This is a genomic window from Streptomyces hyaluromycini (assembly GCF_002217755.1).
GTDB classification, from domain to species: Bacteria; Actinomycetota; Actinomycetes; order Streptomycetales; family Streptomycetaceae; genus Streptomyces; species Streptomyces hyaluromycini.
Map to the genome: position 1 here is coordinate 410,304 of NZ_BCFL01000017.1, position 13,048 is coordinate 423,351.

A 13,048-nucleotide genomic window follows, 5' to 3' on the forward strand; every position below is an offset into this window, starting at 1 on the left:
GCCGGGGCGCGCCCACGTCTCTCCCCGGTGCTTGTCTGATGCCCGGATTGCCGGGCGACGGGCCCGGCGGAAGCGGGCACGCAGTGGAGGAGCAGGACATCGTGAGTTCCACCGAGGGGACGTCCGGGACACCGCAGAGCGTGATCCCCGCCCATCTGCTGCGCGGGCAGAAGGCGCTGGTGACCGGCGCGAACTCCGGTATCGGCAGGGCGACGGCCGTCGCCCTGGGCCGGGCCGGGGCCGATGTCGTGGTCAACTACGTGGCGGGCAAGGACGAGGCCGAGAAGGTGGTCGAGGAGATCACCGGATTCGGGGTCCGGGCGGCCGCCTACGAGGCGGACGTCTCCGACGAGCAGCAGGTCGTCGCCATGACGGACCGGATGGTCCGGGAGTTCGGCACGATCGACATCCTGGTCGCCAACGCGGGACTCCAGCGGGACGCCCCGTTCACCGAGATGACCCTCGCCCAGTGGCAGAAGGTCCTGGACGTCAACCTCACCGGACAGTTCCTGTGCGCCCGCGAGGCGACGAAGGAGTTCCTGCGCCGCGGTGTCGTGCCCGAGGTGTCGCGCGCGGCCGGGAAGATCATCTGCATGAGCTCGGTGCACCAGATCATCCCGTGGGCCGGGCACGTCAACTACGCCTCCTCCAAGGGCGGGGTGCAGATGATGATGGAGACGCTGGCCCAGGAACTCGCGCCGAAGAAGATCCGGGTGAACGCGATCGCCCCCGGGGCCATCAAGACCCCTATCAACCGCAGCGCCTGGGAGACGCCCCAGGCCCGGGAGGACCTGCTGCGGCTGATCCCCTACGACCGCATCGGCGACCCCGAGGACATCGGCCACGCGGCCGTGGGCCTCGCCTCCGACCTCATGGACTACGTGGTGGGCACCACCCTCTACGTCGACGGCGGGATGACGCTCTTCCCGGGCTTCGCCACCGGCGGCTGACACCGGCGGCCGACCCGTCCCATCCGCGCCGGCCCCGGAGAGACGACACATGCACACGGTCCACACGGTCCTGCTGGCGGACGTACCGGCGCAGACGCTGCCGGCCAGATCGATGATGGCCTTCACCCTGGCCTCCCACATCATCCTGGTGCCCCTGGGCGTGGCGCTGCCGCTGATCACGCTCGTCATGCACGGCTACGGCCTGCGCCGCGGCGACGCCACCGCCCTGCTCCTCGCCCGGCGGTGGTCGGCCGTCATGGCGGTGCAGTTCGCGATCGGCGTGGTCACCGGCACGGTGCTGTCCTTCGAGTTCGGACTGCTGTGGCCGGGCATGATGGGCCGCTGGGGCGATGTCTTCGGCATCGGCTTCGGCATCGAGGCATGGGCGTTCTTCCTGGAGGCCGTCCTCATCGCCATCTACCTCTACGGCTGGCGAAGGCTTCCCTCCCGGACCCACTTCCTGCTCGGACTGCCCCTGCCGGTGGTGGCCCTGCTCGGCGCCTTCGGCATCCTGGCGGCCAACTCGTGGATGAACACCCCGCGCGGCTTCACCCTCGACTCCGCCGGCAACCCGGTCGACGTGAAGATCTGGAAGGCGGTCTTCACCCCGATGTTCGGCCCGGAGTACTGGCACTTCGTCTTCGCGATGTTCGTGACGGCGGGCTATGTCGTGGCCGGCGTCTACGCCACGGGATGGCTGCGCGGCCGCCGGGACCACTACCACCGGCTCGGCTTCACCATCCCCTTCACGCTCGCCGCGGTGTGCACGCCCGTGCAGTTCGTGCTCGGCGACTCCATCGCGCGCCAGGTCTTCCAGAAGCAACCGGTGAAGTTCGCCGGCATGGAGATCGTCTGGAAGACCGCCACCCACCAGACGGAGTACCTGTACGGCCGGCTCCACCCGGACGGCACCGTCACCGGCGGCATCGGGATCCCGGGGCTCGACTCCGTCCTGGCGGGCTTCCGCCCGGACACCCGGGTCACCGGACTCACCTCGGTCCCCGCGGCCGACCGGCCGACGCCCACCCAGGCCACCATCGCCCACTGGGCCTTCGACACCATGGTCGGGATCGGCTCGCTGCTGCTCCTGCTCGCGCTCTGGTACGGCGTCCTGTGGCTCCGGCGCCGCCGGCTGCCCGCCTCCCCGTGGTTCTTCCGCGCCGCGGCGTGCGCGGGCGTCGCCTCCGTGGCCGCCGTCGAGTGCGGCTGGATCACCACCGAGGTCGGCCGCCAGCCCTGGATCGTCTACCAGAACATGCGGGTGGCCGAGGCGGTGACGGCGACCCGCTCCACCGGCCTGTGGATCATGTTCGCGGTGGTCGTCGTCGTGTACGTCTTCGTGTTCGGATCGTTCCTCGCGGTGCTGCTGAAGATGCGCGCACGCTGGCGGCTCGCCGACGAGCAGGGCGGACCGCGCCCGCCGAAGCAGACACCGGAGTCCGACACACCCGAGACGGACACGCCGTACGGGCCCCGCCCGGCCGGGAGCCGGCTGTGATCGCCGGGGTCATGGCCGTCGTCCTGCTGCTCGCGGTGGCCGCCTACGCCTGCGGCGGGGGCACCGACTACGGCGCCGGTTTCTGGGACCTGACCGCGGGCGGCGCGGCGCGCGGCAAGCGTCCGCGCCGGCTGATCGACCACGCGATGGAGCCCGTCTGGGAGGTCAACAACGTCTGGCTGATCTTCGTACTGGTGATCATGTGGACGGGTTTCCCCGTCCTCTTCCAGCGGGTCTTCACCACGATGTGGCTGCCCCTGGCACTGGCCGCCGTGGGCATCGTGCTGCGCGGCGCCGGCTTCGCCCTGCGCAGGCCCGTCCGGCGGCTGGCCGGCCGACGCCTGTACGGGGCGGTCTTCGCCGTCTCCTCGCTGCTGACCCCGTTCTTCCTCGGTGCCGCGGCCGGCGGAGTGGCCTCGGGCCGGGCGACCGCCACCGCGACGGCGTCCACGGACGCCTGGGCCAACCCCACGTCCCTGCTGTTCGGCCTGCTGGCCGTCGCGGCCACGGCGACGCTCGGCGCCGTCTTCCTCGCCGCGGACGCCCGCCGCTTCGCCGCACCGGACCTGGACCGCTACTTCCGCCGACGCGCCTTTGGCGCCCTCGCCGCCGTCGCCGTGCTCGCCGCCGTCACCCTCTTCGTCACCCACGGCGACGCGCCCCATGTCTGGCACGGCCTCACGCACGGCGTCGGTCTCGTCTTCGTCGTCGTGGCGGTGCTGGCCACCCTCGCCACCGCATGGCTGCTGACCCGCCCTTCCGGGGCCTGGTCCCGGGTCACGGCGGTCGGCGTGGTCGCCGCCGCCGTCATCGCCTGGGGCATGGCGCAGCGCCCCTACCTCGTCCCGACCTCGCTGACCGTCGCCGAGGGCGCGGGGGCGCACACCACACTGCGCTGGCTGGGGCTCGTCACCCTCATCGCCGTCGTCCTGATCGTCCCCGCGGTCGCCTTCCTGTACTGGCTGGACACCCACGGCGAACTGGAGAGCCTCACCGACGCCGACCTGCGGCGGGACAGCCCTTAGGGCCTGTCGTTTGGATCCTGCCGGCGTCGCGGGCGTGGCACGCACTCCCCCACTGCCCTAAAGGCGTGGGGGACCCCCAGCCGCGTTGTCGTCACTCGCCGACGTCCCCCAGCCTTCGGCCGGGAGGTGCCCCCACCGCGTCGCCCGCCGCGGCAGCGGCTGATCGTCTACGCCTCCTCCGCCTTGCAGCTGCACGCACCACGCCCCGCTCGGGTCGGCCGACAAGGCACCGTGAGCCAGGCCGGCCTGATCCAACGACAGGCCCTAGGAGCCGTGCCGGACGAGTCCGGGCTTCCGGTTGTCGAGGGCCTCGTTGAGGGTGATGGCCGAGTCGATGAGGGCGAGATGGGTGAACGCCTGCGGGAAGTTGCCGAGCTGACGGCCCGTCGGGTCGATCTCCTCGGAGTACAGGCCCAGGTGGTTGGCGTACCCCATCATCTTCTCGAACACGAGCCTCGCCCGGTCGATGCGTCCCGCGCGCGCCAGGGCGTCGACGTACATGAACGTGCACAGCGAGAAGGTGCCCTCCGAGCCGCGCAGGCCGTCCGGCGAGGCGTCCGGGTTGTAGCGGTAGACCAGGCTGTCGCTGACCAGTTCCTCCTCCATGGCGTCCAAGGTCGACGCCCACATCGGATCCCCGGGGGTGAGGAACCCGACCGTCGCCATGCGCAGCAGCGAGGAGTCCAGGACCTCACTGCCGTAGTGCTGGACGAAGGCCCGCCGGTCCTCGCTCCAGCCCTTGGCCATGACCTGCTCGTAGACGGCGTCCCGTTCGGCCTGCCAGCGGCCGGCCGCGGACGGCCACCCCTTCGACTGGGCGAGGCGCAGCGCGCGGTCGAACGCCACCCATGACATCACCCGGCCGTACGTGAAGTCCTGGCGGCCGCCGCGGGTCTCCCAGATGCCCTCCTCCGCCTGGTCCCAGTGGTCGGCCAGCCAGTCCAGGTCCGTGCGCAGCGAGGTCCAGCCCCCGTGCCCGACCTGGAAGCCGTGCTGGTGCGCGAAGTAGATGCTGTCCAGCGCCTCGCCGTAGATGTCCAGTTGGAGCTGGGTGGCGGCGCCGTTGCCGATCCGGACCGGAGCGGACCCCTCGTAGCCCTCCCAGTGGTCGAGGATCTGCTCGTTCAGGTCGGAGGAGCCGTCGACCTTGTACATGATGTTGAGCGGGCCCGTGTTCCCGCCGCCGCCGGCCCGCTCCTTGACCCGGTCGCTCAGCCAGATGATGAACGCCCTCGCTTCCTCCGTGAAGCCCAGTCCCAGCAGGGCGTACACGGAGAAGGAGGCGTCCCGGATCCAGGTGAAGCGGTAGTCCCAGTTGCGTTCGCCGCCCAGTTGTTCCGGGAGCGCCGCCGTGGGAGCGGCCACCACGGCACCGCTGGGCGCGAAGGTCATGAGCTTCAGCGTGATCGCGGACCGCTCCACCACCTCCCGCCAGCGCCCGGTGTAGCGGGACTGCGCCAGCCAGGAGCGCCAGAACTCCGCCGTCTCCTCGAAGAGCCGTTCGTGTTCGTCGCGCCGGACCTCCCTGGGCGGTCCCCCGGCACCCATCTCCAGAATCAGCCCGCGCTGCTGACCGGCCTCCAGCGTCAGCGTGACCTGCAGGTCGGCGTCCCGGTGCGTCAGAATGTCCCCGAGCCGCTCGTCCTCCGGCTCCCGGATCGGGTGCACGGTGAGTTCCGTGCCGTCCTCCGCGACGAAGACCGCCCCGTGCGGGGTGATGTGCACCTCGTGTTTGCTGAGCCCGTAGTCGAACCGTGGGGCGATCTCCACGTCGAACGTCATGGTGCCGCGCACACAGCGGACCAGGCGGACCAGCCGGTGCCGGTCCGTGACCGTCGTCCCGGTCACGGGCATGAAGTCGACCACCTCACCGGCGCCCGCCTCGGTCATGAACCGGGTCACCAGGATCGCGGTGTCGGGCAGGTACAACTGCTTGGTCGAATGGGTCGGATGCGCCGGCCGGACCGTGCAGTGGCCGCCCCTGTCCTTGTCCAGAAGCGCCCCGAACACACTCGGCGAGTCGAACCGCGGGGAGCAGAACCAGTCGAGCGTCCCGTCGGTGGTGACCAGCGCCGCCGTCTGCAGATCGCCGATCAGCCCGTGGTTCTCGATGAGCGGGTATTCGTCCATCGGGGCGCCCCTTCCGGCATGCGATTCACCCGAATGCACCCCCTCGGTCAGCCTATGCCGGAGCACCTGCTCCGGCTCGTCGGGCGGCGGCGGTGCGTGAGCGTCCGCTTCAGGCCGCTTCAGGGCCCGGACGGCGACAGCGGGAGGCGGGCGACGACGGCGGCGCCGTGCGGGCGGGGTTCGACGCGGAGAGTGCCGTGGTGCTGACGGGCGATGTCGCGGGCGATGGCCAGCCCGAGGCCGGCTCCGCCCAGGTCCCGGCTGCGGGCGTCGTCCAGGCGGGTGAAGCGCTCGAAGATCCGCTCACGGTCGGCCTCGGGAATGCCGGGTCCGTCGTCGGTCACCTCCAGTACGGCCAGGCGGGCGTCCTGGTCGGTGCGCAGCACCAGTTCGATGCGGCGGTCGGCATGCCGTTGGGCGTTGTCGAGGAGGTTGGTGAGGAGCCTGACCAGCCAGCCGCGGTTGCCCTCCACGGTGAGGCCCGGTTGCAGCCTGGTGTCGACGGGGAGCCGGTCGCCGTGGCGCGCGGCGACGGTCGTACGGCAGAGTTCGGCCATGTCCAGCGGGACGCGGCTGACCGGCTCGGCCGCATCCAGACGGGCGAGGAGCAGCAGGTCGGAGGCGAGGTCCTGGAGCCGGACGGTGTCCTCCAGGGCGTCGCTGACCAGGTCGGGCCACAGGGCCGGGTCCGGATGGGCGAGGGCGACCTCCAGCTGGGTGCGCAGGACGGTGATGGGGCTGCGCAGTTCGTGCGAGGCGTCGGCGATGAACCGGCGCTGGCGCACGACGGCGTCCTCCAGGCGGTCGAGGGTGGTGTTCATGGTGCGGGCGAGGCGGGCTACCTCGTCCTGGGCGGCCGGTACCGGGACGCGGCGGTGCAGGGCGTGTCCGGTGATCTCGGCGACCTCGGCGCGGATGGCCTCCACCGGACGCAGGGCCCGGCCGGTCACCCACCAGGTGACCAGGGCGACGGTGGCCAGCAGCAGCGGTGTGCCGATGCCCAGCGCGGCCTTGGTGATCTCGTCGGCCGCGTCCGCGTCCCGCAGCGACGTGCCCGCGTACACGGTGACCGTGCCGCCGGGGGTCCGGGCGGTGACGGCGACGATCCGCTGGCGGTGTCCTTCGCCGAACGGTTCGCCGGACCAGGTGGCGCGCAGCTTGCCCTCGTGCGGGCGCAGGTGGGCGACGGCCGGGCGGCCGACGAGGTTCTGGCTGGCGGCCACCACGCGCCCGCCGCTGTCGACGACCTGGATGAAGTCGGCGCCGTGGGAGAGCGGCAGCAGGTCGGGCAGCTTGCCCTCGGCGGCCAGCTGACCGACGGTGTCCGCCTGCGCGGTGGCCGCGTCGTTGGCGTTGCGCTGGAGGTCGGTGTGCAGCATCGCGAACAGCGCGAAGGAGGCCGCGGTCAGTGCGAGGGCGACGACCGCGGTCGCCCCGAGCGTCGCCCGGGCCCGCACCGATCCCGGCCACGGGTGCCGTACGAGCCGCACGAGCCGCACGGCGGCGAAGCGCAGGCGCCGGATCGCCGCCGGCATCTCGCCGGCGCGCGGGACGAGTCGTCCCGGCCGGGTCCTAGCCACCGTCGGCCGCCAGCCGGTAGCCGGCGCCGCGGATGGTCTCCAGGGCGCAGCGCCCGAAGGCGGTGTCGATCTTGCGGCGTACGGCGCTGACGTGGACCTCGACGACATTGGGGTCCGCCTCGGAGGCCGAGTCCCAGACGTGTTCGAGGATCTCGCGCTTGGACACCACCTCGCCGGCCCGCCGGGCCAGGTACTCCAGAATGGCGAACTCCCGTGCCGTGAGCCGGACTTCGGTGCCGCTGCGGACGCAGGTGTGCCCGGCCGGATCGATCACCAGGTCACCGAGCCGGAATGCCGGAGGGACCCGGTGGCCGGTGCGACGGTGGAGCGCGCGGAGCCGGGCGACCAGGACGACGTAGGAGAACGGCTTGGACAGGAAGTCGTCGGCACCGGTGTCCAGCGCCTCGGCCTCGTCGTACTCCCCGTCCTTGGCGGTGAGCATCAGGATCGGTGTGTCGCTCCCGGCCGAACGCAGCCTGGCGCAGACCCGGTAGCCGTTGAGGCCGGGCAGCATGATGTCGAGCACGACCACGTCGTAGCTGCGCTCCAGGGCGAGCCACAGTCCCTGGTTCCCGTCGTGGGCGACATCGACGGTGAACCCTTCCGCCCTGAGACCTCGCTGCAGAGCGGCAGCCAGCCGCTTCTCGTCCTCGACCACCAGTACGCGCACGTCATACAGCCTCGCACGCCGGACGGACGGTGGCTGAAGACGCCTTCAGCCACCTTCAGCCTGGCTTCAGCAACGGCGTTCCAAGCTGATCGCAGCCGCCGGCACCGGGCCGGTCGAGGCGATCAGGAGCCCGAGCATGTCCCACCCCGAACCGCCGCAGCAGCAGCCCGAGTCGGCGCCGGACTCACCGGTCGAGCCGCCGAAGCCGGCCGAGTCGCCCAAGACCTTCCGGGCACGCCTTCCCCGGGTCAGCCGGCGTCGTGGGACCGTCCTCGGCGTCGCGGTTCTCCTGGCGGCTGCGGCCGCGACCGGCACTGTTGCGGTCGTCCACCACGACCATGGTGAGAAGGGCGAGCACGGCCGGTTTGCGGCAGCGGGCAGTCAGGCGGACGGCCGCGGCGACCGGCAGGGCGGACACGGGCAGGCCCGAGGCGGTCGCGGCGGCCGGAACGGCGCATCCGGGCTCGACGGCAACAGCCAGGGCACCCAGAGCGGTCAGGGCAGCAGCCAGAGCGGTCAGAGCGCTTCGGGGACCCTCGCGCCCGCGCCGCTGCCGGCGGTTTCGGCCGCGGCGGCGATCGAGGCGGCCGGCAAGGCGGTCCCCGACAGCAAGACGGAGGCGCTGCGCGTGGTCACCGAGCAGGGCGGCGGAAGCGCGTGGGAGGTCGAGGTGCTGGGCGCCGACGGCGTCCGGCACCTGGTCACCATCGACGGTGCCGGCGGCACCGTGACCGGCAACACCGTCGCGCCGGCCACCTCGGACACGACGAACTGACGGCCCGGGCCGGCTCCGCCCGCCCCCCGGACGTCTCCTGGTGCTGCGGCTGTTCGTCTTCGCCGATTCCGTTGGTGACAGGGCCCGGATCGCAGGAGGTCTTCGGCCGGCTCATGCCTGGTCGCTCCGCGTCGGGCCGCTGCCGCGGGTTCCGGCGGGTGAGGTGCGGTCGCGCGGCTGTGCGAGGGGAAGGCCGGGCGGGTAGAACTGCGCGTACCAGCGACGCAGTGTCTTGATGCCCTGTTCGTGCGGCAGCAGGATCGGGTGTGGTCGGTGGATCTTGTGATCCCAGATCCGGAGCTCCTCGCGCACCTCGCCCAGGGCCTGCGTGCGGAAGACGGCCTTGAGCGCGGGCGTCAGGAACGGGAACCGGGCCGGCTTGCGGATGTAGTACAGCATCCGCATCTCGCTCGTGCGCTCGTCGACAGGGGTGGTGAGGGCGACGGCGGTCAGCGACAGGACGGGGCCGTGGGTGCGGACCACCATGACGCCCGGTCCGTACATGAAGGCGTCGAAGGTGTTGTCGATGTCCCGGCCGAGGACGCGCCGGCGGATCCGGCCACGGGCTTCGGCGAAGGGGCCGTCCGACCGCCAGTCCTGGGCAAGCGGTTCGCTCTGGCCGTGGATGAAGTGGAAGTGGGACTCGTCGACGATGTTCTCGCGCATCTCCTGGACGTGGATGCGCGCGCGGCAGGTGTCGTCGATCGGCTTGGCGAACCGCCTTGACGCCGCCTCCGGGATCTCCGGCACCTCCCATGACGGATCGTCCGGCCCGGCGTGGACGAAGACGAGCCCACTGTGCTCACGGACCGGAAAGCCGCCGAGGGACACCTTCGGGACCCGGTGCGCGAACGGGGCCTGCACGCACCGCCCGTCCGGACCGAACCGCCAGCCGTGGAACGGACATTCCACGGTGCCGTCCACGACCTTGCCGCCGGCGCCGAGGTGCGCACCGTAGTGGGGGCAGTGCGCGTCCCGTACGGCCGGCCGGCCGTCGGCTCCCCGGAAGGCGACGAGCGCCCGTCCGAAGTAGTGGAGGCTGACGACCCTGCCCGGACGCAGCTCGGCGCTGCGGAGCACGGCGTACCACCCGTGCGGAACGGCCGGCATCGGGTAGTCGTCGGCTCGCGGGTCGCGCGGCAGGGCGGCAAGCTTGTCATGGCGCCGACGAAGAGGCATGGGGGGATGCTAGCGAGGGCCCGGCTCCCGCACCGCCGGCAGCGGCTGGGGAGCCGAACTCGCCGCCTAGGAAAGGAACTTGTAGCCGCTCCAGCCGCTCGCGATCTGCACCCGCGGACCGAACGAGCCCTTTCCGTCCCCGCTGTTGCGCCACACCTTGCCGCTGGTGTCACGGGAGACCAGGTCCGGCCTGCCGTCGTCCGTGATGTCGCCGACCCCGACGACCGCGTTGTACGAACCGCCCCAGTTCGACAGCACCTTGACGCGGGCCGCGAACGTGCCGTCGCCCTTGCCGTTGTAGCGGTAGACGTTGTCGGACGTGTCCTGGGCGAGGAGGTCGGCCTTGCCGTCGCCGGTGATGTCACCGGTGCCGACGATCTTCTTGTAGCCCTTCCAGTTGTCGTAGAGCCTGACGCGGGCGGCGAGCTTGCCGGTACTCGTCCCCTTGTAGAGGTAGACCGCTCCGGTGGACGCGTTCCTCGCGATCAGGTCCGGGCGTCCGTCCCCGCTCACGTCGCCGGGCGAGGTGAACGCGTTGTACTGCGTCCAGCCGCTGGTCCCGAGGGTCGTGTACGACGTCGACGGCTTGACCGCCGCCCCGCAGCCCGGCTTGTACAGCCGCAGCGCGCCGCTGCTGTAGCGGACCAGGACGTCGTTGCAGCGGTCGCCGCTGAGGTCGCCGAAGGGGATCGCCGTGACGGTCGTGGGCCAGCCGGTGCCCGTGTACTTGTCGCCGAACTTGCCCGTCCCCGTGCCGCTGTGGAAGGTCAGCCCGCCCGAGGAGTTCAGGGTGAGCAGGTCGCCGCGGCCGTCCGGGCCGTCGGGGCTGACGAAGTCGCGGCGCACCGCGGCCCCGCGCTCCAGGAAGCCGTCGCCGCCGGTCACCGTGTCCGGCGTGGCGGTGCCGAGGCCGGTCGCCTTCAGGGTCCAGGTGTAGCGGCCGTTGGGGAAGTAACTCCCGCCCGCCGTCCTGCCGTTCCAGGTCGCCGTCACCCGGGCCGCGGTCGCGCCGCCGGTGAGGGTGCGGGCGGCCTTGCCGTTCGCGCCGCTCTGGACCGAGGTGAGGGTGAGCGACCAGGAGGTGGCCGGGCGGGACAGCACCCAGGTGCCCTGGAAGGGCGATCCCGGGTCCACGTAGTCGCCGACCGACGTCTCGAAGGCCGTCACGGCGGACGGGGCGATGCCCGTGGTGGTGACGTGGGTGCGCTCGTAGTCGTCGAACCAGGCGACCAGACCGGTGTACTCGTCGACCGTCCAGCGGTAACGGCGGTCCACGGAGCCCTTGTCGGGCAGGTCCGAGGCGATCGTGCGGGTGGTGCCGGTGGCCGCCTCGGTGAGGACGAGCGTGCCCGCGCCGTGGTCGTGGCGGACGGTGAAGCCGTCGCCGAGCAGCACGTCGCCGGGGGTGACGGCCCTGGACGTACCGGCCTTGGTGTCGTACACGCCCGCCGAGTCCGTCCCGCAGGCCCAGTACACCCAGCGCCCCGCCGCCTGGAGTTCGCTCGGCACGCAGGCCAGGCCCGGGACGGTCACCGTGGTGAGCGTCTTCGCCAGCGGAATGCTGTACGAGGTCAGCTTGCCGACGGTGCCGGCGCTCCACAGGGTGGAGCCGTTCAGGGCTGCGGCGCGCACGGACCGCTTCAGCCTCTGCCCCTGGCCGAACTCGCCGACGTACTGCGCCGGGCCGGTGCCGCCGGAGTCGAAGACGGCGTAGTCGTCGGAGACGTCGACGATGTGGCCGCCCTGGCCGCCGAAGTCCAGGTCGTGGCCGCCGATCTCCACCAGCCGGTCGTCGCCGAGGCTCTCGCCCTCGTCGGTGCCTCCGTTCGAGTCGAGGTAGACGTCCCGGGCGTCGAGGTTCCCCCACAGCGCCGAGCACGTGGTGCCCTCGTACGGGCAGAGGGCGGCGTAGACCGAGCGGCTCGCCGTGGCCTCGGACGCCGTCAGCGTGGCGGAGCCGTCGGTGGTGAGGGTGCGCACGGACGTGGTGTCCGCGGTGGCGTCCGGGTCGTCCTCGGCGACCCGCAGGCTGCCGCGGCTGAGCGCGATGCCCGTCTTGGCGTTCTCCACCGCCGGGGCCTGCTGGACCTTCGCCAGGTTCAGCGTGCCGTCCTCGGCCTGGCTCACCCGCCGCACCCACCAGTCGGTGGCGTCGGTGCCGCCGGTGACCAGCGCGCTGCCGTCACCCGCCGCCAGCGTGTACTGGCCGGCGCTCGCCAGCAGGGTCTGCTGCACCGAGGGGTCGTCCACATTGACCGCGAGCAGCTGGGAGCCGAGCGCGCTGGAGGACAGCGGCAGCAGCAGCCAGTCGCCGACCAGGACCGGGGCGCCGTCGAGCGCGCCCGGGTGGGCGGGCAGCGTGACGACCTGCTCGGCGGCGGCGAGGTCGGTGCGGGACTTCAGGTGCAGCTCGGCGGTGCCGGACTGGTACCAGCCGATGCGGTCCTCGCTCATCACGTAGTGCGAGGCGTAGGTGGCGTCGGTGAACACGGTGGTGGTCACGGCCGACGCGATGTCGATGTAGCGGAGCGTGCCGAAGGTGTCCTCCGACACGAACACACCGGCGGAGTCCGCGGCGAGCACGTCCTCACTCCCGACGTTCGTCGCGTCACCGGTGACCTTGCGGGTGCGCCACTCGCCGTCGACCTTGTCGATCAGGGAGTTGGTGGTGACGATCGTGCCGCCGGCGAGGGCCCGGTAGTAGCCCTGCCCGTACTGGCCGGAGCTGTTCCAGCTCACCTTCTTGGAGGTGGCCGTCGCCGGATCCCACAGGGTGGCGTACGCGTCGTTGGCCGTGGTCGGCAGGGCGACCAGGTCGCCGTCCGAGCCGTACCAGGCGTCACGGCACTCGGAGCCGATGTTCGTGCAGCCCGTGCCCGGTGTGTAGACGCCGTCGGCGTTCTCGACGGTGACGGTCCTGCCGCTCGCGTAGTCGGTCCACAGCAGTCCGGCCCTGCCGGTCTGCCGGTGCAGGAAGCCGGTGCCGCCCGCGACGTACGGGCGGTCGGTGCGTGGTGTGGTGGAGCCGGGGTCGACCAGTGTGATCGCGGTGGTGTCGGCCTCTGCCGCTTCCGCGGAGCCGCCGCCCTCCGACAGGACCACGACGGACGCGGCCACGACGGCGACCGCGAGCGAGGAGACGGCGGCGGCAAGCCCGCCCCGTCTCAGGGCGTGTCTGCCCACGTGATGTTCCCTCCCCCACGAGGGTCCGCACCCTCACACAAGTGCCCGGATCTTACCA

At 71.9% G+C, this 13,048-nt stretch carries 9 protein-coding genes; 4 read left to right on the top strand and 5 right to left on the bottom strand.

Features of this window, described 5'->3' with window-relative positions; all coding sequences use genetic code 11:
- Nucleotides 1–155: 155 nt before the first annotated feature.
- The 3 genes from SSP29_RS09830 to SSP29_RS09840 are packed head-to-tail and all read left to right on the top strand — an operon-like array spanning nucleotide 156 to nucleotide 3,473.
- Entirely contained in the window at nucleotides 156–950 is a 795-nt protein-coding gene (locus SSP29_RS09830) for an SDR family oxidoreductase (RefSeq protein ID WP_245883089.1), read from the top strand.
- A gap of 49 nt (nucleotides 951–999) precedes the next feature.
- Nucleotides 1,000–2,448, top strand: coding sequence for a cytochrome ubiquinol oxidase subunit I (locus SSP29_RS09835; protein ID WP_089100162.1), 1,449 nt, complete (start codon nucleotides 1,000–1,002; stop codon nucleotides 2,446–2,448).
- Nucleotides 2,449–2,459: 11 nt separating this feature from the next.
- Complete coding sequence (locus SSP29_RS09840; protein ID WP_089100736.1) at nucleotides 2,460–3,473, top strand: cytochrome d ubiquinol oxidase subunit II; 1,014 nt, start codon at nucleotides 2,460–2,462, stop codon at nucleotides 3,471–3,473.
- A 264-nt stretch (nucleotides 3,474–3,737) separates the two neighbouring features.
- Here the strand turns inward: SSP29_RS09840 and SSP29_RS09845 are convergent, their stop codons facing one another.
- From SSP29_RS09845 to SSP29_RS09855, 3 genes are all read right to left on the bottom strand, one after another.
- Nucleotides 3,738–5,603 carry a glycoside hydrolase family 15 protein gene (locus tag SSP29_RS09845; protein ID WP_089100163.1) on the bottom strand — a complete coding sequence of 622 codons (1,866 nt, stop codon included), beginning with the start codon at nucleotides 5,601–5,603 and terminating at the stop codon, nucleotides 3,738–3,740.
- A 119-nt stretch (nucleotides 5,604–5,722) separates the two neighbouring features.
- Complete coding sequence (locus tag SSP29_RS09850) at nucleotides 5,723–7,183, bottom strand: sensor histidine kinase (protein ID WP_245883058.1); 1,461 nt, start codon at nucleotides 7,181–7,183, stop codon at nucleotides 5,723–5,725.
- Nucleotides 7,176–7,853, bottom strand: a complete 678-nt coding sequence (locus SSP29_RS09855) for a response regulator transcription factor (RefSeq protein WP_089100165.1) — start codon at nucleotides 7,851–7,853, stop codon at nucleotides 7,176–7,178. Before SSP29_RS09855 ends, SSP29_RS09850 begins: the two co-directional genes overlap by 8 nt.
- 136 nt (nucleotides 7,854–7,989) lie before the next feature.
- Here SSP29_RS09855 and SSP29_RS09860 point away from each other — a divergent pair, with 136 nt between their 5' ends.
- Nucleotides 7,990–8,628: a hypothetical protein gene (locus SSP29_RS09860; RefSeq protein WP_089100166.1), complete on the top strand. Its 639-nt coding sequence runs from the start codon at nucleotides 7,990–7,992 to the stop codon at nucleotides 8,626–8,628.
- 111 nt (nucleotides 8,629–8,739) lie between these two features.
- On the opposite strand, the gene SSP29_RS09865 is transcribed toward SSP29_RS09860, so the two are convergent.
- On the bottom strand, nucleotides 8,740–9,807 hold the full coding sequence (locus tag SSP29_RS09865; RefSeq protein ID WP_150133863.1) for a Rieske 2Fe-2S domain-containing protein: 1,068 nt from the start codon (nucleotides 9,805–9,807) through the stop codon (nucleotides 8,740–8,742).
- Between the two features lie 66 nt (nucleotides 9,808–9,873).
- Entirely contained in the window at nucleotides 9,874–12,990 is a 3,117-nt protein-coding gene (locus SSP29_RS09870) for an FG-GAP-like repeat-containing protein (protein WP_089100167.1), read from the bottom strand.
- Between the last annotated feature and the right edge of the window lie 58 nt (nucleotides 12,991–13,048).